The 25,471-nt window shown below is 43.1% G+C and carries 28 protein-coding genes; 17 read left to right on the top strand and 11 right to left on the bottom strand.

Annotation, left to right across the window (positions count from 1 at the left end; translation table 11 throughout):
* Positions 1-9: 9 nt before the first annotated feature.
* The 7 genes from ACJHW7_RS12575 to ACJHW7_RS12545 all read left to right on the top strand — a co-directional run bounded on the left by ACJHW7_RS12575 (position 10) and on the right by ACJHW7_RS12545 (position 3,434).
* Positions 10-249, top strand: coding sequence for a type III secretion system needle complex protein (locus ACJHW7_RS12575; protein ID WP_000796272.1), 240 nt, complete (start codon positions 10-12; stop codon positions 247-249).
* A 19-nt stretch (positions 250-268) separates the two neighbouring features.
* Positions 269-601 carry a type III secretion system inner rod subunit SctI gene (gene sctI, locus ACJHW7_RS12570; RefSeq protein WP_000116721.1) on the top strand — a complete coding sequence of 111 codons (333 nt, stop codon included), beginning with the start codon at positions 269-271 and terminating at the stop codon, positions 599-601.
* A complete protein-coding gene (locus tag ACJHW7_RS12565; protein WP_001613732.1) occupies positions 598-1,332 on the top strand; it encodes an EscJ/YscJ/HrcJ family type III secretion inner membrane ring protein in 735 nt (244 codons plus the stop codon). Before sctI ends, ACJHW7_RS12565 begins: the two co-directional genes overlap by 4 nt.
* A gap of 15 nt (positions 1,333-1,347) precedes the next feature.
* The gene (locus tag ACJHW7_RS12560) at positions 1,348-1,929 is read left to right on the top strand and encodes a type III secretion apparatus protein OrgA/MxiK (protein WP_021557163.1); all 582 of its coding nucleotides are present in this window, start codon (positions 1,348-1,350) and stop codon (positions 1,927-1,929) included.
* Positions 1,922-2,143, top strand: coding sequence for a hypothetical protein (locus tag ACJHW7_RS12555; protein ID WP_201290435.1), 222 nt, complete (start codon positions 1,922-1,924; stop codon positions 2,141-2,143). Before ACJHW7_RS12560 ends, ACJHW7_RS12555 begins: the two co-directional genes overlap by 8 nt.
* Positions 2,144-2,145: 2 nt before the next feature.
* Positions 2,146-2,577, top strand: coding sequence for a hypothetical protein (locus tag ACJHW7_RS12550; protein WP_032154112.1), 432 nt, complete (start codon positions 2,146-2,148; stop codon positions 2,575-2,577).
* Between the two features lie 224 nt (positions 2,578-2,801).
* Positions 2,802-3,434, top strand: coding sequence for a LuxR C-terminal-related transcriptional regulator (locus ACJHW7_RS12545; RefSeq protein WP_000516285.1), 633 nt, complete (start codon positions 2,802-2,804; stop codon positions 3,432-3,434).
* A gap of 17 nt (positions 3,435-3,451) precedes the next feature.
* Here ACJHW7_RS12545 and ACJHW7_RS12540 read toward each other — a convergent pair whose 3' ends face one another.
* The 5 genes from ACJHW7_RS12540 to ACJHW7_RS12520 form a co-directional block, all read right to left on the bottom strand.
* A complete protein-coding gene (locus ACJHW7_RS12540) occupies positions 3,452-3,955 on the bottom strand; it encodes a lytic transglycosylase domain-containing protein (RefSeq protein ID WP_001307982.1) in 504 nt (167 codons plus the stop codon).
* A gap of 83 nt (positions 3,956-4,038) precedes the next feature.
* Positions 4,039-4,257 (bottom strand): hypothetical protein, encoded by a 219-nt coding sequence (locus ACJHW7_RS12535; RefSeq protein WP_021557161.1) that lies wholly within the window; start codon positions 4,255-4,257, stop codon positions 4,039-4,041.
* 167 nt (positions 4,258-4,424) lie between these two features.
* Positions 4,425-5,801 carry a HilA family transcriptional regulator YgeH gene (gene ygeH / locus ACJHW7_RS12530; protein ID WP_000362684.1) on the bottom strand — a complete coding sequence of 459 codons (1,377 nt, stop codon included), beginning with the start codon at positions 5,799-5,801 and terminating at the stop codon, positions 4,425-4,427.
* Positions 5,802-6,134: 333 nt separating this feature from the next.
* Positions 6,135-6,626, bottom strand: a complete 492-nt coding sequence (locus ACJHW7_RS12525; protein WP_001031495.1) for a tetratricopeptide repeat protein — start codon at positions 6,624-6,626, stop codon at positions 6,135-6,137.
* Between the two features lie 225 nt (positions 6,627-6,851).
* Entirely contained in the window at positions 6,852-7,343 is a 492-nt protein-coding gene (locus ACJHW7_RS12520; RefSeq protein WP_001625828.1) for a hypothetical protein, read from the bottom strand.
* Between the two features lie 429 nt (positions 7,344-7,772).
* On the opposite strand from ACJHW7_RS12520, the gene yqeK reads away from it, so the two are divergent.
* Together yqeK and ACJHW7_RS12510 are read left to right on the top strand one after the other, a co-directional pair.
* The gene (gene yqeK / locus ACJHW7_RS12515; protein WP_000350601.1) at positions 7,773-8,198 is read left to right on the top strand and encodes a protein YqeK; all 426 of its coding nucleotides are present in this window, start codon (positions 7,773-7,775) and stop codon (positions 8,196-8,198) included.
* 35 nt (positions 8,199-8,233) lie between these two features.
* A complete protein-coding gene (locus ACJHW7_RS12510) occupies positions 8,234-8,314 on the top strand; it encodes a hypothetical protein (protein WP_072132081.1) in 81 nt (26 codons plus the stop codon).
* Between the two features lie 32 nt (positions 8,315-8,346).
* On the opposite strand, the gene yqeJ is transcribed toward ACJHW7_RS12510, so the two are convergent.
* From yqeJ to ACJHW7_RS12490, 4 genes are all read right to left on the bottom strand, one after another.
* Positions 8,347-8,829, bottom strand: a complete 483-nt coding sequence (gene yqeJ / locus ACJHW7_RS12505; protein ID WP_000568340.1) for a protein YqeJ — start codon at positions 8,827-8,829, stop codon at positions 8,347-8,349.
* Positions 8,822-9,631 (bottom strand): transcriptional regulator, encoded by an 810-nt coding sequence (locus tag ACJHW7_RS12500; RefSeq protein WP_001313226.1) that lies wholly within the window; start codon positions 9,629-9,631, stop codon positions 8,822-8,824. The genes yqeJ and ACJHW7_RS12500 overlap by 8 nt, the downstream gene beginning before the upstream one ends.
* Positions 9,632-9,964: 333 nt before the next feature.
* Complete coding sequence (locus tag ACJHW7_RS12495; protein ID WP_001305805.1) at positions 9,965-10,597, bottom strand: helix-turn-helix transcriptional regulator; 633 nt, start codon at positions 10,595-10,597, stop codon at positions 9,965-9,967.
* A gap of 459 nt (positions 10,598-11,056) precedes the next feature.
* On the bottom strand, positions 11,057-12,286 hold the full coding sequence (locus ACJHW7_RS12490; protein WP_000065946.1) for an amino acid permease: 1,230 nt from the start codon (positions 12,284-12,286) through the stop codon (positions 11,057-11,059).
* A gap of 254 nt (positions 12,287-12,540) precedes the next feature.
* Here ACJHW7_RS12490 and ACJHW7_RS12485 point away from each other — a divergent pair, with 254 nt between their 5' ends.
* The 5 genes from ACJHW7_RS12485 to ygeA all read left to right on the top strand — a co-directional run bounded on the left by ACJHW7_RS12485 (position 12,541) and on the right by ygeA (position 18,190).
* Entirely contained in the window at positions 12,541-13,722 is a 1,182-nt protein-coding gene (locus tag ACJHW7_RS12485) for an acetyl-CoA C-acetyltransferase (protein ID WP_000656026.1), read from the top strand.
* Between the two features lie 286 nt (positions 13,723-14,008).
* A complete protein-coding gene (gene kduI / locus ACJHW7_RS12480) occupies positions 14,009-14,845 on the top strand; it encodes a 5-dehydro-4-deoxy-D-glucuronate isomerase (RefSeq protein WP_001625819.1) in 837 nt (278 codons plus the stop codon).
* 29 nt (positions 14,846-14,874) lie between these two features.
* Entirely contained in the window at positions 14,875-15,636 is a 762-nt protein-coding gene (gene kduD / locus ACJHW7_RS12475; protein ID WP_000603529.1) for a 2-dehydro-3-deoxy-D-gluconate 5-dehydrogenase KduD, read from the top strand.
* 314 nt (positions 15,637-15,950) lie between these two features.
* Complete coding sequence (araE, locus tag ACJHW7_RS12470; RefSeq protein WP_000256438.1) at positions 15,951-17,369, top strand: arabinose-proton symporter AraE; 1,419 nt, start codon at positions 15,951-15,953, stop codon at positions 17,367-17,369.
* Positions 17,370-17,497: 128 nt separating this feature from the next.
* On the top strand, positions 17,498-18,190 hold the full coding sequence (gene ygeA / locus ACJHW7_RS12465) for an amino acid racemase (protein WP_021557160.1): 693 nt from the start codon (positions 17,498-17,500) through the stop codon (positions 18,188-18,190).
* Here ygeA and lysR read toward each other — a convergent pair.
* A complete protein-coding gene (lysR, locus tag ACJHW7_RS12460) occupies positions 18,177-19,112 on the bottom strand; it encodes a DNA-binding transcriptional regulator LysR (protein WP_000741819.1) in 936 nt (311 codons plus the stop codon). The genes ygeA and lysR overlap by 14 nt on opposite strands.
* A gap of 121 nt (positions 19,113-19,233) precedes the next feature.
* Between lysR and lysA the strand changes: the two genes are divergently transcribed.
* Entirely contained in the window at positions 19,234-20,496 is a 1,263-nt protein-coding gene (gene lysA / locus ACJHW7_RS12455; RefSeq protein ID WP_021557159.1) for a diaminopimelate decarboxylase, read from the top strand.
* Between the two features lie 6 nt (positions 20,497-20,502).
* Here lysA and galR read toward each other — a convergent pair whose 3' ends face one another.
* Positions 20,503-21,534, bottom strand: a complete 1,032-nt coding sequence (galR, locus tag ACJHW7_RS12450) for an HTH-type transcriptional regulator GalR (RefSeq protein WP_000201064.1) — start codon at positions 21,532-21,534, stop codon at positions 20,503-20,505.
* A 585-nt stretch (positions 21,535-22,119) separates the two neighbouring features.
* Here galR and aas point away from each other — a divergent pair.
* Positions 22,120-24,279, top strand: coding sequence for a bifunctional acyl-ACP--phospholipid O-acyltransferase/long-chain-fatty-acid--ACP ligase (aas, locus tag ACJHW7_RS12445; RefSeq protein WP_000899069.1), 2,160 nt, complete (start codon positions 22,120-22,122; stop codon positions 24,277-24,279).
* On the top strand, positions 24,272-25,465 hold the full coding sequence (lplT, locus tag ACJHW7_RS12440; protein ID WP_000004606.1) for a lysophospholipid transporter LplT: 1,194 nt from the start codon (positions 24,272-24,274) through the stop codon (positions 25,463-25,465). Before aas ends, lplT begins: the two co-directional genes overlap by 8 nt.
* Positions 25,466-25,471 lie beyond the last annotated feature (6 nt).

Below are 25,471 nucleotides of genomic sequence, written 5' to 3'. Positions count from 1 at the left end.
GGAGGACTTATGGCAGATTGGAATGGTTATATTATGGATATCAGCAAACAATTTGATCAGGGCGTTGATGATCTGAACCAGCAAGTTGAAAAAGCGTTGGAGGATTTAGCAACCAATCCCTCCGACCCGAAATTCCTTGCCGAATATCAAAGTGCATTAGCTGAGTATACATTGTATCGAAATGCGCAATCTAACGTTGTAAAAGCGTATAAAGATCTTGATTCGGCAATCATACAAAACTTCCGCTAAACTGGATAAGGATTTTATTATGTCAGTAAGCAATATGCCACCTATTGATAGAGTTGAGCAATCAACTGCTCATGAAATACAGCAAGCGAAAGTGATTGATTTAAATGACCGGGTTCTCAATCTTGACAACCCGGATGATAAAATGATCTCCGCTTTTGCCAACTATGCTGTACAAACTGAAAATTGGCAGCAAAATGCGTTACAAGCATTAAGGTCTGATAAAAAAGGGTTAACTCCTGAAAAATTATTAGTCTTGCAGGATCATGTGCTTAATTATAATGTCGAGGTTTCATTGGTGGGAACATTAGCAAGAAAGATTGTCGCTGCAGTTGAGACGTTGACCCGCTCATGAAATATATATCATTATTATTGTTTATCCTGCTGTTGTGCGGCTGCAAGCAGCAGGAATTACTGAACCATCTTGATCAACAGCAAGCTAATGATGTCCTTGCTGTTTTACAAAGACATAATATTAATGCTGAAAAGAAGGATCAAGGCAAAACTGGATTTTCAATATTTGTCGAACCAACGGATTTTGCTTCTGCGGTGGATTGGCTAAAAATCTACAATCTCCCGGGTAAGCCTGATATTCAAATATCGCAGATGTTCCCTGCAGATGCACTCGTTTCATCTCCACGAGCGGAAAAAGCAAGGCTATATTCTGCTATAGAGCAGCGGTTAGAGCAATCTCTCAAAATTATGGATGGCATTGTTTCTTCGAGAGTACATGTTAGTTACGATGTTGATACTGGCGATAGTGGTAAAACTGCTTTACCAATTCATATTTCTGTACTTGCAGTATATGAAAAAGATATCAATCCAGAAATAAAAATAAATGACATAAAGAGATTTATTGTTAATAGTTTTGCAAGCGTACAATATGAAAATATTTCTGTAGTATTGTCAAAACGAAGAGACATTATTGAGCAAGCACCAACATATGAAATTAGCGAACCTGTTTTTGCTTATGATAAGGCTATGCCGGTTTCTATCTTACTTGCATTAATATCCGTAGCGACTTGCTGGCTGTTATGGAAGTATAGGGCCATTCTAACTAATTTAGTCAGGTTGAAAATTAAGTAGACATATGAGAGCGTTATGAATCTTGCCCTAAGAAAGATTATATATGATCCAATTAGTTATATTCATCCTCAACGAGTAAGCTTGAATAATACACCTATTAACAATCCGGTGCTTAGATCTATTACCAATGAAATGATTCTTCTGCAGTACAATCTTTCAGTTGAACATTTTAATCTGAATAGTTCACTTATTTACTACATAAACAATTGGAATTTATTTCCATTGATCTGTTTACTCAGTGGTTGTCACTTTTATCGAGAAAGGTTTGCAGAACGCGGATTTTTTTATAAGGTTCCTGCTGTGCTAAGGGATTATTTATCAGCTATACCGGTGGAAATAAATGAAAAGGCACGATACAAACCCGGCATCGCTAACTATCACAATATCATCACATGTGGTTTTTCAACGTTGTTACCCTATATAAGGCAACAACCATTGGCAATGCAGCAACGATTTAATTTATTATTTCCTGATTTTGTTGACCACATACAATTGCCGTTACCACTTGCATCAACTCTTTTAGAGAGAATTACATTTTATGCGAAAAAAAATAGAGATGAGCTTGATAAAATCTCCTGCAAATGGTGTTGTGATTAAAAGAAAAATTTCTGATGGATTGAAAGAAATAGTTTCTCTTAAAGAAAATATCCTTCTTGAAACCACCGCAAAAATTCAGAGCATTGAGGTAAAGAAAGAAGAAAAATTTATTCAAGGTTATTATGATGGCTATACAAAAGGCATTATTGATGTGATGGATAATTTTATACCCTTGATAAGCTTGTTGAGCTCAGAACTAGAAAAAAAAGAATAAACATGATAAACGATCTGAAGAGTATATTGTTAAAATCTTCAGAAGAAGTTGATGTTTTTATCAAAATCTTTGAAAGTTGGGTAACAAAATTACCGTCACTATCAGGCCCTTTAAATCTCTATATACCTACCAGTTTCAAAGATAAGTATCTTGAAGTAGAGTCATATTTTGTCGACAAATCAATATGGAATGTCCATATTACATTTCATGATGATAAGCGTTTTGTGTTTTTTACCGATCAGTTTATTGCTGAATTTAGTCCGCAGGAATTTGTGGATAATTGTGAGCAATATTTAATTAATAATCATTGTTTCTCCCCTGACAAGGTTAACGAAATCTGCGAACAAGCCAGACATTATTTAGTTGAAAAAATGTGTGAAACACATTCTTTGGATATGAATAATTCTGTTTTGGCAAGCCCTGAGGACTTATAGCTCACTGGCTCAGGTTTAATGATTTGAATATAATCTAATTCTAATATTTTAATCATCTCATGATTTTTCAATGCCCGTGTTATTTTTTTTTCACGCAAAAATTTTATTTTTAATTATATTTCATTATTATTTCATCAATGTATTCTTTGGATTTTGCTTATAATAATAATGGAAGGGATGATTATAAATGAATGCGTTAAAGCATTTACACTCAGGATGAATATATGGGAAAAATTAAAATTGTAGTTTCAGATCAGCAGCCGTTTATGATTGATGGGATAATTGGATTCCTCGGACATTATCCTGATTTATATGAGGTTGTTGGGGGCTATAAAGATCTGAAGAAAGCTATAGCGGAGTGTAACAAATCTGCAGCCCAAATATTTATTTTAGGAGAATTTGCAGGTGGAATGATGGGGTCCGAACTCGTAAAATGGGTTAAATCGCATAAAATAGATGCTCATATTATTACATTTGTAGCAAAGATGCCGTATATTGATTCAATAAAATTGCTTGAAGCAGGTGCGAAAGGATGCGTATGGAAAACCAGTCACCCGGCGAAACTAAATCGCGCTATTGATTCGATTAGTAATGGCTACACTTATTTTGATAGTGTACATATGGATTGTGAAAAAATATCTTCCAGGTATTCCTCTGATAATCAACTTACAAATCGTGAGTCAGAAATATTACAACTCATAGCTGATGGTAAAACAAACAAAGAAATCGCTAATTTCTTGCAGTTAAGCAGGAAAACAGTCGAAACTCATAGACTCAATATCATGAAGAAATTAGATGTTCACAGTGGTATCGAGTTGATCAAAACAGCTTTACGTATGGGTGTTTGCACTATATAAAAAAAGAGGCTTTAGGCTCATTTTGCTAAAGCCTTACGATTGTCTAGTTCATTAAGCCTGGTATATACAATGTATATTTTTTTGGCATATTGCAGTCTCTTTTTTTTGTTATCCATTGCAAAACCCGCATTATAAGTCCCCAGGCATTGCCACGTTACTCCACAACGTGAAAAATGGTTATATAAAATCTCGGTTCCTATTTTAATGTTCAGACAGGGGTTATCTAACAAATCTCGTTCATCTTGTATTATTCCACGTTTTTTTAACATGGGAATGTGCATCTGGTTTATCTGCATTAACCCATAATCTAAACTCCTTATATTGTTATTCTTATCTCTGTTCTTGCCTATGCTATCCTTTTTTAGATTGCTTTCAACAAGAGCGATAGCTTTAATCAAATTTGGTTCGATTCTGAACATTGTTCCTGCTTCATTAAAGCAAGCGCTGCTGGCGAAAGACATTTTTGTAATTAATATAGAAAGCGTGAAGATGGTTAAGAATTTAACTTTTGGTGAGCGCATATATTTTTATGTGTGAGGATTGAATGAAAGGAACGAGATACTATTATAATAGTATCTCGCTAATGATTTATTTGGTCAATTGTCTACCATTCAATTTTATAGTAAGGTGAGATAGGATTATCTACCGAATACATATCATTTTGAAAAGACGCCATCCATGTTGAAACTATAAATGCTTGTATTTGATCTGTATCAGTAGCACTGGTGTTGATATGTTTATCTAATGAAACGACTTCATCACCCGCTACATTCTCTATATTTGAACTTTGAGATAAATTATTTATACCGATTGGATTAGTCATAAAGCTCCCTTTTTTAATTGTCCAGACCAATGGTCATAACATCATACTTTTAAATCTAGAGTATTTTAAATATCTTGCAATAAGGTAAATATCTTAGATGTTTTTATCTCTGTTGTTTAAATAACAAGTTGCATACATTTAAACAATGAACTTGTGTCAATAAAAATTTATCGCATACAAATTCTCGTCAGCTGCTTTAGTTTCAAAATGTTGTCAATTATAACTCGATGGCTTTCACTCTCAGTTTCTTTATAGTAGAGTTTCATGTTGTTTTTGAGCGGGTTAGGCACATACATATCTACACATTCTTTTATCACAACTGCTTTTCGTCTTCTGGGTTCGAGTTGTAGTGATTTGTCTATACAAATCCTTGCCTCTTCAATTTTTTCATTATGAAAGTTGACAAGTGCCCTATAGTAGTAGAGAGAGGCTATATCAGTTGAGTGTATCTTAGCCTGTTCAAATAAGATATGAGATACTTTTGCTTGTCCAGACAGGCCAGTTATCAGTCCCATAATAGCTAAAATTTTTCCATCGACATTGGTTATGTTTGATACATAATCTAAAAGCTCTAATGCTTTTTGAGCAGCAAGTTCAAGTTCACTTTTTCCATGAAGTGCCAAAGACATATGGCATTCCGCTAGAAGGCAATAACATTCTGTTTTTAGCGTCTGTATATCACTTTTATTTTGTAATCCATCAAATATAGTCATGGCCCTGTAAATGCTTTCAGGGGTGAACTCGTAAAGTTCTTTCTTTCCGGCTAACATTTCATCTGATAAATAATGATTCTTATATCCTTGGTCCTGCTTAGCTAATCTTACAGATCGTTCTGGTTTATGTACCGTTTGAAGGATATTATCTATAATAAATTGTGATGTATTATGTAGTTCATCAACAGGGAGATGATTACTGGCGATGAGGAAAAGGTTTTTAGCGTCGATCAACTCAATGTATAAAGTGTTCACTGCATTATTCTGGTTTATTCTTCCTGTAACGAAATAATCTGGCTTGAATCTGCTCAAGAATGAATTTTGAGATATGTGGTCATTACAAAAATTTGTCGCAGCCATCGGATAGGTATAGAGACCATCGATTTTTTTATTTGAAATGATTTGTACTAATTCCTGATTAAGTATTAATGGATCCAGTGTATTCAATGAAGTGGTGAAAGGGAATATAGCTATGGAATAGTCTGAAGTATTATCTTCATTAATTTTAGTTTTGAAAACCTGCCCGCTGAAACGATAACCTTTCCGGTAGATTGTTTCTATGCAGCGATCATAGCCAATTTTTTCAAAAATGCAGCGCAAAGAATAGATACATCTTGTCAGGGACTCGTCACTAACAATAATATTTTTCCATACTGATTCGATGATCATATCTTTCAGTACAACATGACCAGCGGATTCAAGTAATACTATTAATACACCTAACTCTTTCGGTGGAATATAAACTTGCTCATTTCCTTGAGTAAGAATTCCATCTTCCGTGAGCGTTAATCCCTCAAGAAAATGATATGAGAATTTATTTTCTAAGTCCATTAGTTAACCTCTATGAAAAAATTGGTTTCTTGCATCCTGCATAAGCAATAGAAATTATGGCTATTCATATTTATGTGTCATTAACGCTACAGGAAATTACATTCGACATATCTATGGTTGTGTTCACTAATTTATCTTAGGAATTCAGTGATGTAATCTGAAATAGCCTTATTCAATTTTGATAAAGTAAAATGTTCTCTAAAGCATTGAAAAATAATGATTTATTGTATGCTCTTAACTGTTTTAAGATGCTGATTTAAGAAAAGATAAAAGGTGCTGGTTATAGTGGTTAATGCACTATAACCAGCAATTTTAACCAAATGATTGTAATGCTTAGTTATTATCTTCTGAATTATCGGTTAAGAGTTCAACATATGCCTGCGCTTTACTCTTAACACTATCATCCTCACAATTGTTAATAATATGAAAGAAACATTGCATTGCGTTATCGATATTTTTAGCCCCAATTTGACATTGACCCATACGATAAATAACTGAATAGTCATCATATGGCGAGTAATTATAACTTAGCTTGTAAAGGTCATATGCTTGTTGATATTTCTTTTTTGACTGACATACTGATGCAAAACCTTTTAGATACTCATGATTTTCGAACGCATAAATGCACAAAAATTTATAATAAATTTCTGCGTCCGTTATATTACCCTTTTCATGGTAGTCGAATGCATATGCATATATTCTATCAAGGATATCAGGAGTTAAACCATGCAGTAATGCCAGGTTTTCTCCTTTCGATAATGCGTGTTTTAGTTGATTTGCCCATTCATCACTATTATTGAATATTTCAATTGTTTCTTTGTTCATAATATTCCTCTGTGATGTGTCTCGTGATGCTCAATTATTATTGATTGACTCATTAATATTATTACATTTATCTTTTTTAAATTATTAGTTTTAAGCTTGCATTGCTTATGAGTATATTTCTTCGTTATTAGTAAAAATACTTACCGCTGCAAAATAATAACATCATTAGTTGTTTTACTAATATTTACCTTATTAGTTGTCTTAATTACGACATTTCAAAATGCCTTAATGTGCATGACCTGGATTCATATTATCAATTTCCTTTTTTTCAATGAAAATTAAAAAGGGGATTTTTGCGAAGGGTAGAATGTCGTTTTGGTTTTTTTGTTTATTATGTCTGGTGACGAGGGGGGATAGAACGTCTGTGCATATAGTAGCGAATTTATTCAGGTCTAAATTATTCTCTATTTTGGTCAGTTTTATGAGTTCATTTGTAGCCATACTCATTAAATCATCTGTAATCGGTAATTTATATATGCACATAGCAGATAATATTGCTTGCTGAATTATCTCTTCAGAAATATCCGCTATCTTTATTGACAAATCATGTGTTAGGTATTTTCCTCCAAGAGATTCTTGTTCAATATAATTTAAACCAGACCCCATGGTAATTTTAACTGAATTAACGAATTTCTCTTCATTTTTCTTATTTTTGTTCTCCTGATCAGGAACTAATGGTTGCAGTGGTAGGCTATTATTAATATTTCGTGGCTTCATTTTACATTTCTCTCATTTGATTAGAGCAAAATCCGAATTCGCAGCTTCTGATAATGTCAAATATCACCTTTTCTCTTGCTTTATTCTATCAAAAATCGCTCATTTTTACTTTTTTTACCATAATGTTACTTAGTAGCATCGGCAATTTACATAACTTACATGTTGTTTTTTATATCCTTAAAAAACAGATGGATAGTGTGCGCACTCGAAATGATATTGGTAACATAAATAGCGTTATTCGTGATAAACATCTCAAAAGATTTCCTTTATTATATTCAAAATTCATTTGATCAAGGTTATCACCTTATGGAGACGTTACGTAGAATGACTATATTTGTTATCGGCACATTTGGGGTATTAATTTTAGTATTGATGGAAGGTGATTATTGAACAGTAACATCGAGTCACGGTAAAAATGTGAGGTATATAATGGACATTGAGTTTTCGCAGATTCATGAAATGGTCTATATGCATGATATAGTTAATTCGGACTCGAAAAAGAAACCAAGGATTCCGTTAAAAAAATTCCTTAATGCTGAGAAGGTTCTCACGCAAACAACATCATGGGCATTAAATTCAAGATATGTGAATGTTAATTCTGTCAGTAAAGTCAACGTAAAGAGTAAAGTTAAAAACAGTTATATCTCACGATCTGTCAATGATGAGTTTAGTTTAACAGATGATGAAATTAATTCTTTTAAAGAAACGTTAATCCTTTCCTCTATTGATTCACTGAGTAAACTGGTTCTTAATAATCCTCTTTCTGTATTGTTTACATCGACTGTACGAAGGAATAATAATCGAGCTAAGATGAATGTTGAGTTCGACTCATGGATATGCACCAGATGTTGTTGATACATGATATTTTACATTGCAAGGTGATGTCTAAAATGAAAGATGTTGATCAAAACTTTGATGCTTTATACTGGCATATACTGCAAGCATATTTAATTTTATTATTTTATGATTAACGAGGTTCCATCTTTTTGTTATCTATTTTAGTTTACCTTGCACAATGCATTATTGCTCTGTTACCAATACTCAAAATAAAAGCATGTTTACCTTGCTTTAGTATATTATAGCTTACACTTTTTTCTGGAAAGACATAAAAATCAGGAATAAGTTCAGCAAGTCTATCATCATCGACTTGATCCATAATCTCAAACTTATTAACTTTTTTTGAAGTTAAATGGGCTGTGTCATAGTTTTCAACCCATGTGTATTCAATATTTCGCCGTATTGATTTACTTTCTCTGTTACCTTGTTGCCAGGTCCCACTCAACGCAACAGTTCCTGTTTTATTTTTTTGGTTATACATAAAGTCGATAGTAAGATTTGCTCGCCCCTGGTCATTAAAAATCACCCAATTTGCAGTGCATGTTTCGTTATATATCATTTTTTCTGCAGTGTAAGAATAGACTGTGAAGAGAATAAACCCACTGATAAAAACTAAAATAAATAATAAGTTTTTTTTATAATCAATCACGATTAACCTCACGGTAAGACAGGGTTAAACAGCCTGCCACTTCATGTTGGTTATAGTTTTTATTGCATGCCATAACAATCATCCCCGGTGAGGATTTTGCAAGAGGGAAGTATAACCACGGATATTTTTTACAGTTAATCCCCGAATCCAGTATCCGTGTTTTATATTTATCGAACTCTTTCAACCCATCAATTGTATCTTCTGTTACATTAAAATGGCAGCCATTAATTTCCGCAACAGTCTTGTAATCCTTGAAAAATGGCTTCGGTTGATTATTATTCCATAGCCAATATGCAGAATATGCGCCTATGACAAATGCGCTCAACATAATTAGATAACTTTTTATATGTTTGAGGATTTTGTTATTGAAATTCTTTGCGCCACCAATGCTCTCTTTGTATCCCGCATTAACTTTTATGGCAGGTGGGGCATTGTGTGTATGTGCGTCTGTTGACGAGTTTATTACATGATTTTGTATGTTAATGTCATTATGGATCTTGAATCCTCTTCTCGGCACGGTTGCAATAAGCGAGTGGGTAGTATCACCAACAGCGCGAAATCCGCGTCTGATAATGGATATGTTCTGATATAACGTGTTAGTAGGCACACGCATACCTTCTTCTTCCCAGACTCTGGTGAAAAAATCTTGTTGTGCAACCACATCAGGAAAAGCTTCAAGTAGAAGTGATAAACAACGACTGGCTGGCGTTGTCAGAACGACGTTAAGATCGGCGTTATGTACCGATATTAATTTTCGGTGCTCAGGCCAGAACTCGATATTATCGTTAATAATCCAGTACATACGTCAATAAACACTAAATCAATCGAAATGGAAATCACATAGTTTGCTAAGTATATTGGTATTTACGGCATAAATATATATTAATTTTATATTTATCAAGATGATTGAAATGAGGCTTTAATGTCGCAACGTAAAACTTTATGTAAATTAACATGGTTAACATTTATGCCACTATTGTTTGTAAATTCATATTACGTAATGCTTCTGAATTTTTCGTGTGATGGTTTTAAATACTATGATGTTTACTCTTGAGGGGACGGCCTATTTATAAAATACGGGCATTTCAATAAATACCCGTATAAACAGAGTATGATTCTGGCAGATTTTTGAGTATCAATGTTGGACCGAATGTGAACGAATAAATAATTCGTTTATTTTACCACCCATTCTCTTTTCGATTCGTTGCTTGTACGCGTAGATGCTACGGATATCCATATCCAGAACTTCAGCAATCTGATATGGATTATAACCAGAAACCATATACCCCATTATGGTGAATTCCATCTGAGTTAATGTGTTACCTCTGGTAAATGATAAATAACGACCAATAAATAGTTGTCTGATCTTTTCATTGGCAACATCAAGACCATCATCATTATATATGACAGCAGATATTGCAGAGTTGTGTTTTCGCCAGTAATTAGCTAACGATTGCATATTGCGGTCGCTGACTAAAACAATCCCCATGTCAGTACTTGCAAGATAGTCAATCCAGTCTTTTTCAAGGAATAGACGTAAAAAACTTACTGAAAAATCGACAAAAATATATCCGCTTAATCTCGCATTGTGGTTTTTTGTTAAGATACCTTCTACCACACCACGATTAAAATATGAACTTTCTTCGGGCCACATACAAAAACACGAGTTTGCGCAATACTGCAAACGCGGTGACTCTTCTGGCATTATTTGGCAATGCATTGAGCAACTATTGCATGTAAGACTTTTATAACGACTACAAAGCCCCATGTTAAGAACCTCCCTATCCGTATATAATTGCATAATTTCATCGGTTATTGATGATGTCAATACACCATGATTTTGTAATTTTGCTGGGAAAAATTGTGATTAATCTGTATTTGCTATAATTCTGATTAAGACATTTAAAAATGCATTTCTCGTTATTAAATATGATTATGTTTCACTGATTTAATCTTGTATGGTTGAGAGTGGTCCAGATAACTATCTCATAGTATGAGAATATCTATATCGCAAATTGTTTTTGAATGACCAGAAGATATCTTGCGAATCTAAGTTATGCATCTTAAATAGTCTTATTTAAGATGTTCAGATCTCTTTGTGTGTTTAACTAACTGATAATTCTAGGATATGACGAGAGAAGTGATAGGGCGGAATAATAACAAATGAACATTATGAAAAATGGAATGGTTCAAAATTGTAGCAATTTTGAACCATTCACAATGGATATTAGCTAAAGAACATTACCGATACGCACAGGATACCCACGATCAGCGTAATCAGATTTCCGATGGAACGCCAGGGTTTAAGCGCCGGGATGAGATATGTTGATAGCGTAGGCATGATGAAAAGTATCATGGCAATGAGCGGGCCGCTGATCGCATAAATCATCGAAATCGCGTTCGGGTTAATGCAACAAACAATGAAGGTAATCAGCGATACCAACATAATTGATAGTGCGCGGTTAAATGCACGACTTTTCTTTATACCAACCTGCTGTAGTGTTGTTTTGACGACCTCTGTGGCACCTTCAATAACGCCAAAGTACGTACCCAGGAATGATTTCGACATGGCAACTACTGCGACAATAATCCCGGAAATTGACAACCATGCTGGGGCGTTCGGCAGCATAGAAAGCGCCGATAAAATGGTAACCCCTTCTTCTTTAGCCGCTTCAATATACGAAGGTGGAATAGAAAGCAGGCAGCTAAAGACAAAGAACAGTACACTTATGCAGATGATGAGATAAGCGACTTTCATAATTTTTTTGCATTTATCCATAGCGTGTTCGCCATATTTTTCACGTCTGTCTATGGCAAACGTAGAAATAATGGGCGTATGGCTAAAGGCGAAAACCATCACGGGAATCGATATCCATATCTGGTGAAGGGTATTCTGATTGAACTCTACCTGGGTTGTTAATAGATCAGGTTGCCAACTACCGACAAGGTAAATGGAAAGAAATAAGAAATAGGCAATCAATGGGAATACCAAAAATCCCATTACCCGAATAGTGGCATGACGTCCCATCAGAAAAATGAGATTCAGGATTAATACAACACCCAGACTCACCAACATACGGATGCGAAGATCAATCACCATATGCTTTGCCAGCTGTTCTGTAAGTGAGTTGGTAATTGCCACTGCGTATATCAACACGACGACAAAAAAGGCGATGAAGTACAGCGTGGTAATCAGATTACCAATCTTCTTGCCATAGTAGTGTGTTACTGCGCCCGTTATCCCTTCACCTGCTGATGTTTTCGATGAGAGGATGAACTGGCATAAGGCTTTATGTGGCCAATATGTTAAAGGCCAGGCGACCAGAGCAGTAATAAACAGGACCACTGCCCCTGCCGAACCTAACTGAATAGGAAGGAAGAGCGTGCCTGCACCAACGGCTGTGCCGTAGAGCGCGAAACTCCACAGAGTTTCTTCTTTTGACCAAATATTAGACATTATCTGAACGTATCATCTACAAATTAAACAAAATAGAGGGCAATTTACCATAAACCAGGTTAAGTATGGGAGATTAACGCCCTATCTACCCCTCTATTGGTGGGTTAGTGGTTGCAAACCTTACGTGCCAGTTATGTCTCTGACTGCTGCTCAGGCATATTTCCTTTGTGATAAAAATCACTTTTTTTAAACAATTAAGATAACTGTAATTAACAATCATTTACTATTGCACTGTTAATTGGTGCGAGGTTGTGATGAAAGACGTTGTGATTGTCGGGGCGTTACGGACACCTATCGGCTGCTTTCGTGGTGCGTTAGCGGGTCATTCCGCCGTGGAACTTGGTAGTCTGGTCGTGAAAGCGTTAATAGAACGTACCGGCGTTCCTGCATATGCGGTGGATGAAGTAATTCTTGGTCAGGTGTTGACTGCAGGGGCAGGGCAGAATCCGGCAAGGCAATCGGCTATTAAAGGTGGTCTTCCTAATAGCGTTTCTGCAATCACGATTAATGACGTTTGCGGTTCCGGGCTTAAAGCACTGCATCTGGCTACTCAGGCGATACAGTGTGGCGAGGCTGATATTGTCATCGCCGGTGGCCAGGAAAACATGAGCCGCGCACCACATGTTCTGACTGATAGCCGCACCGGTGCACAGCTTGGCAATAGCCAGTTGGTTGACAGTCTGGTGCATGATGGGTTGTGGGATGCCTTCAATGATTATCATATTGGTGTCACCGCCGAAAATCTGGCTCGCGAATATGGCATCAGCCGTCAGTTGCAGGATGCTTACGCACTTAGCTCGCAACAAAAAGCGCGAGCGGCGATTGACGCCGGACGATTTAAAGATGAGATCGTCCCGGTAATGACCCAAAGTAATGGTCAGACGTTGGTTATTGATACCGATGAACAGCCACGCACTGACGCCAGTGCAGAAGGCTTAGCCCGTTTAAATCCTTCATTTGATAGTCTCGGTTCTGTGACAGCGGGTAATGCATCATCCATAAACGATGGCGCAGCTGCGGTAATGATGATGAGCGAAGCCAAAGCACGAGCGTTGAATTTACCCGTGCTGGCCCGCATCCGCGCATTTGCCAGCGTTGGTGTAGATCCAGCATTGATGGGAATTGCGCCGGTGTATGCGACCCGCCGTTGCCTGGAGCGTGTAGGCTGGCAGTTGGCTGATGTCGATCTTATCGAGGCTAATGAAGCGTTTGCTGCACAGGCGCTTTCGGTTGGCAAGATGCTTGAATGGGATGAGCGTCGGGTCAATGTCAATGGTGGCGCGATCGCACTCGGTCACCCGATAGGCGCTTCCGGTTGCCGAATCCTGGTTTCTCTGGTTCATGAAATGGTGAAACGTAATGCCCGCAAAGGACTGGCAACGCTTTGTATCGGCGGGGGCCAGGGCGTAGCATTGACCATTGAACGTGACGAGTAGCTCTGCATTTCCTCCTTACCGATAAATATCTGCCGTCATTAATCTGTTGAATAATGATGGCTGGTGAGTCGACATACCTTTTCAGGACTCCCTGATTTTTCCATTCTCATGACATATTCGTGATCGACACGGCACTTTTTTTAATCCTTAACTTAAAAATGAAACATTGTTTTATTTTTAATTGAAAACCCTATCCCATGGGCATATCATCCCCTTATAGAGAAAACGAAACAGTGTTTCACTATCGTTTTCTATTTTCACGCTTCACTGATTATCGGAGGTTGATGTGGACGTAAGACAGAGCATCCACAGTGCGCACGCAAAAACACTGGATACCCAAGGGCTGCGCAATGAATTTTTGGTTGAAAAGGTATTTGTCGCCGATGAGTACACCATGGTTTACAGCCACATTGACCGAATTATTGTTGGCGGCATTATGCCGGTAACTAAAACGGTTTCCGTTGGCGGGGAAGTTGGTAAACAACTCGGCGTAAGTTATTTCCTTGAACGTCGCGAGTTAGGTGTTATCAATATTGGCGGTGCCGGTACGATTACTGTCGATGGTCAATGCTATGAAATCGGTCACCGCGACGCCCTGTATGTGGGTAAAGGTGCAAAAGAAGTTGTCTTTGCCAGTATTGATACCGGCACTCCGGCGAAGTTTTATTACAATTGCGCACCCGCGCATACGACGTATCCCACCAAAAAAGTCACACCGGACGAAGTATCTCCTGTCACGTTAGGTGATAACCTCACCAGTAACCGTCGCACGATTAACAAATATTTTGTCCCGGATGTGCTGGAAACCTGCCAATTGAGTATGGGGCTGACGGAGCTGGCTCCAGGTAACTTGTGGAACACCATGCCGTGTCACACCCACGAGCGCCGGATGGAAGTTTATTTCTATTTCAATATGGATGATGACGCCTGCGTTTTCCACATGATGGGGCAGCCACAAGAAACGCGTCACATTGTGATGCATAACGAGCAGGCGGTGATCTCCCCGAGCTGGTCGATCCATTCCGGCGTCGGAACCAAAGCTTATACCTTTATCTGGGGCATGGTCGGTGAAAACCAGGTCTTTGATGATATGGACCATGTGGCCGTTAAAGATTTGCGCTAGTTGTGGGCATAAACGAATAAGGTATTGTTATGATTTTAAGTGCATTTTCTCTCGAAGGTAAAGTTGCGGTCGTCACTGGTTGTGATACTGGACTGGGCCAGGGGATGGCGTTGGGGCTGGCGCAAGCGGGCTGTGACATTGTTGGCATTAACATCGTTGAACCGACTGAAACCATCAAGCAGGTCACGGTGCTGGGGCGTCGTTTTTTAAGCCTGACCGCCGATCTGCGAAAGATTGATGGCATTCCAGCACTGCTGGATCGCGCGGTAGCTGAGTTTGGTCATATTGATATCCTGGTGAATAACGCCGGATTGATTCGCCGCGAAGATGCTCTCGAGTTCAGCGAAAAAGACTGGGACGATGTCATGAACCTGAATATCAAGAGCGTATTCTTCATGTCTCAGGCAGCGGCGAAACACTTTATTGCGCAAGGCAATGGCGGCAAGATTATCAATATCGCGTCAATGCTCTCCTTCCAGGGCGGGATCCGTGTGCCTTCTTATACCGCATCAAAAAGCGGTGTTATGGGCGTGACGCGATTGATGGCGAACGAATGGGCTAAACACAACATTAATGTTAATGCGATAGCTCCGGGTTACATGGCGACCAATAATACTCAACAACTACGGGCAGATGAACAACGTAGCGCGGAAATTCTCGACCGCATTCCAGCTGGCCGTTGGGGACTGCCGAGTGACCTGATGGGGCCGGTAGTGTTCCTTGCCTCCAGCGCTTCAGATTATGTGAATGGTTATACCATTGCCGTGGATGGCGGTTGGCTGGCGCGTTAATTCATTCTTCTTACTTTTATGACCCTGCCGCATGGCAGGGTTTTTTATACCTGTAGATCATCATAATCCATATCATGGTTATGAAATAATCCATATCAATTATCAATTAATGAACTTTATGAATTTTATCTGCTGTAAAATTAGGTGGTTAATAATAATCTCAATAATTCAACTTAAATTGAAAATTGGAATATCCATCACATAACGACATGTCGCAGCAATTTAATCCATATTTATGCTGTTTCCGACCTGACACCTGTGTGAATTGTTCACGTATTTTTTCACTATGTCTTACTCTCTGCTGGCAGGAAAAAATGGTTACTATCAATACGGAATCTGCTTTAACGCCACGTTCTTTGCGTGATACGCGGCGTATGAATATGTTTGTTTCGGTAGCTGCTGCGGTCGCAGGATTGTTATTTGGTCTTGATATCGGCGTAATCGCCGGAGCGTTGCCGTTCATTACCGATCACTTTGTGCTGACCAGTCGTTTGCAGGAATGGGTGGTTAGTAGCATGATGCTCGGCGCAGCAATTGGTGCGCTGTTTAATGGTTGGCTGTCGTTCCGCCTGGGGCGTAAATACAGCCTGATGGCGGGGGCCATCCTGTTTGTGCTCGGCTCGATAGGGTCCGCTTTTGCGACCAGCGTAGAGATGTTAATCGCCGCTCGTGTGGTGCTGGGCATTGCTGTCGGGATCGCCTCTTACACCGCTCCTCTGTATCTTTCTGAAATGGCAAGTGAAAACGTTCGCGGTAAGATGATCAGTATGTACCAGTTGATGGTCACACTCGGCATCGTGCTGGCGTTTTTATCCGATACAGCGTTCAGTTATAGCGGTAACTGGCGCGCAATGTTGGGGGTTCTTGCTTTACCAGCAGTCCTGCTGATTATTCTGGTGGTCTTCCTGCCAAATAGCCCGCGCTGGCTGGCGGAAAAGGGGCGTCATATTGAGGCGGAAGAAGTGTTGCGTATGCTGCGCGATACGTCGGAAAAAGCGCGAGAAGAACTCAACGAAATTCGTGAAAGCCTGAAGTTAAAACAGGGCGGTTGGGCACTGTTTAAGATCAACCGTAACGTCCGTCGTGCTGTGTTTCTCGGTATGTTGTTGCAGGCGATGCAGCAGTTTACCGGTATGAACATCATCATGTACTACGCGCCGCGTATCTTCAAAATGGCGGGCTTTACGACCACAGAACAACAGATGATTGCGACTCTGGTCGTGGGGCTGACCTTTATGTTCGCTACTTTTATTGCGGTGTTTACGGTAGATAAAGCCGGGCGTAAGCCGGCTCTGAAAATTGGTTTCAGCGTGATGGCGTTAGGCACTCTGGTGCTGGGTTACTGCCTGATGCAGTTTGATAACGGTACGGCTTCCAGTGGCTTGTCCTGGCTCTCTGTTGGCATGACGATGATGTGTATTGCCGGTTATGCGATGAGCGCCGCGCCAGTGGTGTGGATCCTGTGCTCTGAAATTCAGCCGCTGAAATGCCGCGATTTCGGTATTACCTGTTCGACCACCACGAACTGGGTGTCGAATATGATTATCGGCGCGACCTTCCTGACGCTGCTCGACAGCATTGGCGCTGCCGGTACGTTCTGGCTCTACACTGCGCTGAACATTGCGTTTGTGGGCATCACTTTCTGGCTCATTCCGGAAACCAAAAATGTCACCCTGGAACATATCGAACGCAAACTGATGGCAGGCGAGAAGTTGAGAAATATCGGCGTCTGATTTCACGGGCCGGATGTGCTGTACATCCGGCCCTTTTTTCGTTAATAGAGATTGGGCACCTGGCCGTTGAGGCGTTTGTCTCGTTCCTTATTCAGCCTTGTTGCGGTAACACACATCAGGAGAGAGGAATGAAAACAATTGGTTTGCTGGGAGGAATGAGCTGGGAATCCACTATTCCTTACTATCGTTTGATAAATGAAGGCATTAAACAGCGGCTTGGTGGGCTTCACTCTGCGCAAGTGCTGCTACATAGCGTCGATTTTCATGAAATAGAAGAGTGCCAGCGTCACGGGGAATGGGATAAAACCGGGGACATTCTGGCTGAGGCGGCGCTTGGCTTACAGCGGGCGGGCGCAGAAGGTATTGTGTTATGTACCAATACGATGCATAAAGTGGCGGATGCCATTGAGTCACGTTGCACTCTGCCTTTCTTACACATTGCGGATGCCACCGGACGTGCAATTACCGGGGCCGGAATGACTCGTGTGGCGCTGCTGGGTACGCGTTACACCATGGAACAGGATTTTTATCGCGGGCGGCTGACAGAACAATTTGCCATCAATTGTCTTATTCCTGAAGCGGATGAACGGGCGAAAATTAATCAGATTATTTTTGAAGAACTGTGTCTGGGGCAATTTACCGAAGCGTCACGCGCTTATTATGCGCAAGTGATTGCTCGCCTTGCAGAACAGGGCGCACAGGGCGTCATTTTTGGCTGCACAGAAATTGGTTTACTGGTGCCAGAAGAGCGCAGTGTTTTGCCTGTGTTTGATACTGCGGCGATCCATGCCGAGGATGCTGTCGCTTTTATGCTGTCGTAGCTGACGACAAAATAGCGTCAAGAGAAGTGACCAGTTTCGGTAAACCCGCTTGTAAATGCTCACTAAACGCCTGCACCAGCGCTGATGACGGGCGGTGCAGGGGGCGGATCAGGCTGACGGTGAACGGAACCGCAATACTGAACCGCCGCACCACTAAACCGCTTGCCGCATAATCCAGTGCGGTGAGCGGGTTAACCACCGAAACACCTACCCCCGCCCGTACCATTGCGCACACTGACGCGGCGCTGTGGGTTTCTACGATCATGCGTCGTTTAACCTGATGTTCAGTAAATAGCTGATCCAGCAACTGGCGATAGCTGTCAGTACGGGAAAGGCTGATGTAGTTCTCACCCTGAAAATCATCCGGCGTTAATACCTTTTTTATCGCCAGCGGATGACCCGGAGGTAACACACACACTTCATCTAAAGAGAGTAATTCGGTACGTTCTGTTCCCGCAGGCGTATGGAGTGTCTCAGTGAGTCCTAAATCATGACGCTGGGCCGAGAGCCACTCTTCAAGTAGCGGTGATTCCTGGGGCACGATATTTAAGCTGACATCGGGATAACGTGCCAGAAAGGGTTGCAGGAGCTGCGGTAAAAAAGATTGCGAAAAGACCGGCAGGCAGGCAATAGACAGTTCTCCCTGGCGAAACTCGCGCAGACTTTCTGCGGCGCTGACAATGCGATCCAGTCCGTACCAGGATCGTTGCACTTCTTCAAACAGACGCAGTCCTTGCACGGTAGGATGTAATCGTCCACGTACGCGCTCAAACAATTTCAGCCCGATCACCTTCTCAAAGCGCGCCAGTTCGCGGCTGACGGTTGGCTGTGAGGTGTGTAGCAGGTGTGCTGCCTCAGTCAGGCTTCCGGCGGTCATTACCGCATGAAAAATTTCAATATGACGTAAGTTAACGGCGGCCATTAGCGCTCTCTCGCAATCCGGTAATCCATATCATTTTTGCATAGACTCGACATAAATCGATATTTTTTATTCTTTTTATGATGTGGCGTAATCATAAAAAAGCACTTATCTGGAGTTTGCTATGCCACATTCACTGTTCAGCACCGATACCGCTCTCACCGCCGAAAATCTGCTGCGTTTGCCCGCTGAATTTGGCTGCCCGGTGTGGGTCTACGATGCGCAAATTATTCGTCGGCAGATTGCAGCGCTGAAACAGTTTGATGTGGTGCGCTTTGCACAGAAAGCCTGTTCCAATATTCATATTTTGCGCTTAATGCGTGAGCAGGGCGTGAAAGTGGATTCCGTCTCGTTAGGCGAAATAGAGCGTGCGTTGGCGGCGGGTTACAATCCGCAAACGCACCCCGATGATATTGTTTTTACGGCAGATGTTATCGATCGGGCGACGCTTGAACGCGTCAGTGAATTGCAAATTCCGGTGAATGCGGGTTCTGTTGATATGCTCGACCAACTGGGCCAGGTTTCGCCAGGGCATCGGGTATGGCTGCGCGTTAACCCGGGGTTTGGTCACGGACATAGCCAAAAAACCAATACCGGTGGCGAAAACAGCAAGCACGGTATCTGGTACACCGATCTGCCCGCCGCACTGGACGTGATACAACGTCATCATCTGCAGCTGGTCGGCATTCACATGCACATTGGTTCTGGCGTTGATTATGCCCATCTGGAACAGGTGTGTGGTGCGATGGTGCGTCAGGTCCTCGAATTCGGTCAGGATTTACAGGCTATTTCTGCGGGCGGTGGGCTTTCTGTTCCTTATCAACAGGGTGAAGAGGCGGTTGATACCGAACATTATTATGGTCTGTGGAATGCCGCGCGTGAGCAAATTGCCCGCCATTTGGGCCACCCTGTGAAACTGGAAATTGAACCGGGTCGCTTCCTGGTAGCGCAGTCTGGCGTATTAATTACTCAGGTGCGGAGCGTCAAACAAATGGGTAGCCGCCACTTTGTGCTTGTTGATGCCGGGTTCAACGATCTGATGCGCCCGGCAATGTACGGTAGTTACCACCATATCAGTGCTCTGGCAGCTGATGGTCGTTCTCTGGAACACGCGCCAACGGTGGAAACCGTCGTCGCCGGGCCGTTATGTGAATCGGGCGATGTCTTTACCCAGCAGGAAGGGGGAAATGTCGAAACCCGCGCCTTGCCGGAAGTGAAGGCGGGTGATTATCTGGTACTGCATGATACAGGGGCATATGGCGCATCAATGTCATCCAACTACAACAGCCGTCCGCTGTTACCAGAAGTTCTGTTTGATAATGGTCAGGCGCGGTTGATTCGCCGTCGCCAGACCATCGAAGAATTACTGGCGCTGGAATTGCTTTAACTGCGGTTAGTCGCTGGTTGCATGATGACTTGCCTCCAGCGACGGAGTTGACACTGAATGGCGACGTACCAGCGTCGGACTAAAGACATTAGTGATTTCCGGGAGAGGGCGATTATCCGCCAGCGCCAAAGCCAGTTCGGCAGCCTGGGTCGCCATCGTCACGATTGGATAACGCACGGTGGTCAGGCGCGGTCGCACATAGCGTGACACCAGCACATCATCAAAGCCAATTAACGAAATTTCGCCCGGTACATCAATACCATTATCATTGAGAACGCCCATCGCACCCGCCGCCATTGAATCGTTATAACAGGCTACCGCAGTGAAATTTCTTCCTCGTCCCAAAAGCTCGGTCATTGCCTGTTCGCCGCCGCTTTCGTCTGGTTCGCCAAATGTCACCAGCCGATCATTGGCCGGAATACCACTTTCAGCAAGGGCATCGTAATACCCTTGCAGACGATCTTCGGCGTCAGAAATAGAGTGGTTAGAGCACAGATAACCAATGCGGGTATGACCTTGCTGAATTAAATGACGCGTTGCCAGCCAGGCACCGTAACGATCGTCAAGAGCAATACAACGGTTTTCAAAGCCAGGCAGGATACGGTTGATCAGCACCATACCGGGCATTTGTTTCATTAATGAGGCTAAATCGGCATCCGGGATCATTTTGGCATGGACGACCAACGCAGCACAGCGATGGCGGATCAGTTGCTCAATAGCCTGACGCTCTTTTTGTTCGTTGTGGTAACCGTTGCCAATCAATAAGAAATTACCGGTGTGATAAGCCACCTGTTCGACCGCTTTCACCATTGCACCGAAAAACGGATCGGAAACATCACCAACGACCAGACCGACCGTTTCAGTGGTCTGCTGCGCCAGCGCACGGGCGTTGGCGTTCGGGTGATAGCTAAGAGACTCCATTGCACTATGCACAGCCAGCCGGGAAGCTTCGCTGGCTTTGGGTGAATTATTAATGACGCGGGAAACGGTGGCGACTGAAACGCCTGCCAGTCGGGCTACATCCTTTATGGTCGCCATGAAAATACCTTAGTGGGTAAACGCTTACATTCTTTCAGTGTTACGGAAAACGTCCGTTGGTTCAAGGGGTGGCGTGTTTTCATCGTGGGAATGTGAGCCAAACGCAAATAAGTAAGACAAAAAAAGAGATTGCAAACCTTTGGTTACACTTTGCGAAACGCTGTTGCGATTGACCGCTGGTGACGTTTGGCTTCAGGTTGCTAAAGTGGTGATCCCAGAGGTATTGATAGGTGAAGTCAACTTCGGGTTGAGCACATGAATTACACCAGCCTGCGCAGATGCGCAGGTTTTTTTTTGCCGGTCATCAATCTGTAACAGTAACCGACAATTTACACACCTCGTTGCATTTCCCTTCATTCCTTTGCGTTTTCTCGCTGGCGAAGAGTCGTCGTGCAGACCACAATCAAGATCCCAGAGGTATTGATTGGTGAGATTATTCGGTACGCTCTTCGTACCCTGTCTCTTGCACCAACCTGCGCGGATGCGCAGGTTTTTTTTCGCACCTAATTTACTGTCGCTCGCGTTCTTTATCTCGTGTAATCTCCCTCCATTCGCTTTTACTGAATCAGAGCAAAGGGAGTTGGAATGCTTTTTAGCTTTTTTCGAAATTTGTGCCGTGTTTTGTATCGCGTTCGCGTTACGGGTGACACCCAGGCACTGAAGGGCGAGCGCGTTCTAATCACGCCTAATCACGTCTCTTTTATTGATGGCATTTTGCTTGGACTGTTTTTACCTGTGCGTCCAGTGTTTGCCGTTTACACCTCAATAAGCCAACAGTGGTATATGCGTTGGCTGAAATCATTTATCGACTTTGTTCCTCTCGACCCGACGCAACCTATGGCGATTAAACATCTGGTACGTCTGGTGGAACAGGGCCGACCAGTGGTGATTTTCCCTGAAGGACGCATCACCACCACAGGCTCGCTGATGAAAATCTACGATGGCGCGGGTTTTGTCGCGGCGAAGTCTGGTGCAACGGTTATTCCTGTGCGTATCGAAGGGGCGGAACTTACGCACTTCAGCCGCCTGAAAGGTCTGGTTAAACGTCGCTTGTTCCCGCAAATTACTCTGCATATTTTGCCACCAACGCAGGTGGAGATGCCGGATGCGCCGCGTGCCCGTGACCGTCGCAAAATCGCTGGCGAAATGCTGCATCAAATAATGATGGAAGCGCGTATGGCGGTGCGCCCGCGTGAAACGCTGTACGAATCTTTACTGAGTGCAATGTACCGCTTCGGAGCCGGGAAGAAATGTGTCGAAGACGTCAACTTTACCCCAGACTCCTATCGCAAATTGCTTACTAAAACGCTGTTTGTTGGACGCATCCTTGAAAAATACAGTGTTGAAGGCGAACGTATCGGCTTAATGCTGCCCAATGCAGGCATCAGTGCGGCAGTGATTTTTGGGGCCATCGCCCGTCGCCGCATTCCCGCAATGATGAACTACACCGCTGGGGTAAAAGGGCTGACCAGCGCCATTACGGCGGCTGAAATCAAAACCATCTTCACTTCCCGCCAGTTTCTCGATAAAGGCAAACTCTGGCATCTGCCGGAGCAACTTACTCAGGTGCGCTGGGTCTATCTGGAAGATTTAAAAGCAGATGTCACCACTGCCGACAAAGTGTGGATCTTCGCTCATTTGCTGATGCCGCGTCTGGCACAGGTAAAACAGCAGCCGGAAGAAGAGGCGCTGATCCTTTTTACCTCCGGTTCTGAAGGCCATCCGAAAGGCGTCGTCCATAGCCATAAAAGCATTCTGGCGAATGTCGAGCAGATTAAAACGATTGCCGACTTCACCACCAACGATCGCTTTATGTCGGCGTTGCCGCTGTTTCACTCCTTTGGGCTGACGGTAGGCCTGTTTACGCCACTGCTCACAGGTGCAGAAGTGTTCCTTTATCCAAGCCCGCTGCATTACCGCATTGTGCCGGAGTTGGTGTATGACCGCAGTTGCACCGTGTTGTTCGGTACCTCCACTTTCCTCGGTCACTACGCGCGTTTCGCCAACCCGTATGACTTCTATCGTCTACGCTATGTGGTGGCAGGCGCAGAAAAACTACAAGAAAGTACCAAACAGCTTTGGCAGGATAAATTTGGCCTGCGCATCCTTGAAGGCTATGGTGTAACCGAGTGCGCGCCTGTCGTTTCTATCAACGTACCGATGGCGGCGAAACCCGGTACGGTAGGGCGTATTCTACCAGGAATGGATGCGCGCCTGTTGTCGGTTCCTGGTATCGAAGAGGGCGGACGCCTGCAACTGAAAGGGCCGAACATAATGAACGGCTATCTGCGGGTGGAGAAGCCAGGTGTACTGGAAGTGCCCACCGCCGAGAATGTGCGCGGCGAAATGGAGCGCGGCTGGTACGACACTGGCGATATCGTGCGTTTTGACGAGCAGGGCTTTGTGCAGATTCAGGGTCGCGCAAAACGCTTTGCCAAAATTGCAGGCGAAATGGTGTCGCTGGAAATGGTGGAACAACTGGCACTTGGTGTTTCGCCAGATAAAGTCCATGCCACTGCAATTAAGAGCGATGCCAGCAAAGGCGAGGCACTGGTGCTTTTCACCACAGATAACGAACTGACGCGCGATAAGTTGCAACAGTATGCCCGCGAGCACGGTGTGCCGGAGCTTGCTGTACCGCGTGATATTCGCTATCTGAAACAGATGCCATTACTTGGCAGCGGCAAACCTGACTTTGTCACGTTGAAAAGCTGGGTAGACGAAGCGGAACAACACGATGAGTGAGTCAGTGCACACTAATACTTCGTTGTGGTCGAAGGGGATGAAAGCGGTTATCGTGGCGCAGTTTCTCTCTGCGTTTGGCGATAATGCACTACTGTTTGCCACTCTGGCGTTACTGAAAGCGCAGTTCTATCCGGAGTGGAGCCAGCCCATCCTGCAAATGGTGTTTGTAGGTGCTTACATTCTTTTTGCGCCATTTGTCGGGCAGGTGGCGGATAGCTTCGCCAAAGGCCGGGTGATGATGTTTGCCAACGGCCTGAAGCTGCTGGGCGCAGCCAGTATCTGCTTTGGTATCAATCCGTTTCTCGGCTATACGCTGGTGGGTGTTGGTGCTGCAGCCTATTCACCGGCGAAATACGGTATTCTCGGCGAATTAACCACGGGTAGTAAGTTAGTAAAAGCTAACGGTTTAATGGAAGCTTCTACCATAGCGGCGATTTTGCTCGGTTCCGTAGCCGGTGGTGTGCTGGCTGACTGGCATGTCCTGGTCGCCCTGGCCGCATGCGCACTGGCCTACGGTGGTGCGGTCGTTGCCAATATCTACATTCCCAAACTGGCGGCGGCGCGTCCGGGGCAGTCCTGGAATCTCATCAACATGACCCGCAGTTTCCTGAATGCCTGCACCTCGCTATGGTGCAATGGTGAAACGCGTTTTTCGCTGGTGGGCACCAGTTTATTCTGGGGAGCGGGTGTCACGCTGCGTTTCCTGTTGGTGCTGTGGGTACCGGTGGCGCTGGGCATTACCGATAACGCTACGCCGACCTATCTCAACGCGATGGTAGCGATTGGTATCGTGGTTGGCGCAGGTGCGGCAGCGAAGCTGGTTACGCTGGAAACCGTGTCACGCTGTATGCCAGCCGGGATTTTGATTGGCGTGGTGGTACTGATTTTCTCCCTGCAACACGAGCTGCTGCCAGCCTATGCCTTGTTGATGCTGATTGGCGTGCTGGGGGGCTTTTTTGTCGTTCCGCTCAATGCGTTGCTACAGGAGCGGGGTAAAAAAAGCGTCGGGGCGGGGAATGCGATTGCAGTACAAAACCTTGGCGAAAATAGCGCCATGTTGTTGATGCTGGGCATTTACTCGCTGGCGGTAATGGTAGGCATCCCGGTCGTGCCCATTGGCATTGGCTTCGGTGCGCTATTTGCGCTGGCAATAACGGCGCTGTGGATCTGGCAGCGCCGTCATTAATATTTA

The organism is Escherichia sp. WS1152 (genome assembly GCF_046487665.1).
Taxonomy (GTDB): Bacteria; Pseudomonadota; Gammaproteobacteria; order Enterobacterales; family Enterobacteriaceae; genus Escherichia; species Escherichia coli.
This window is presented reverse-complemented; position numbering and strand designations above follow the sequence as displayed.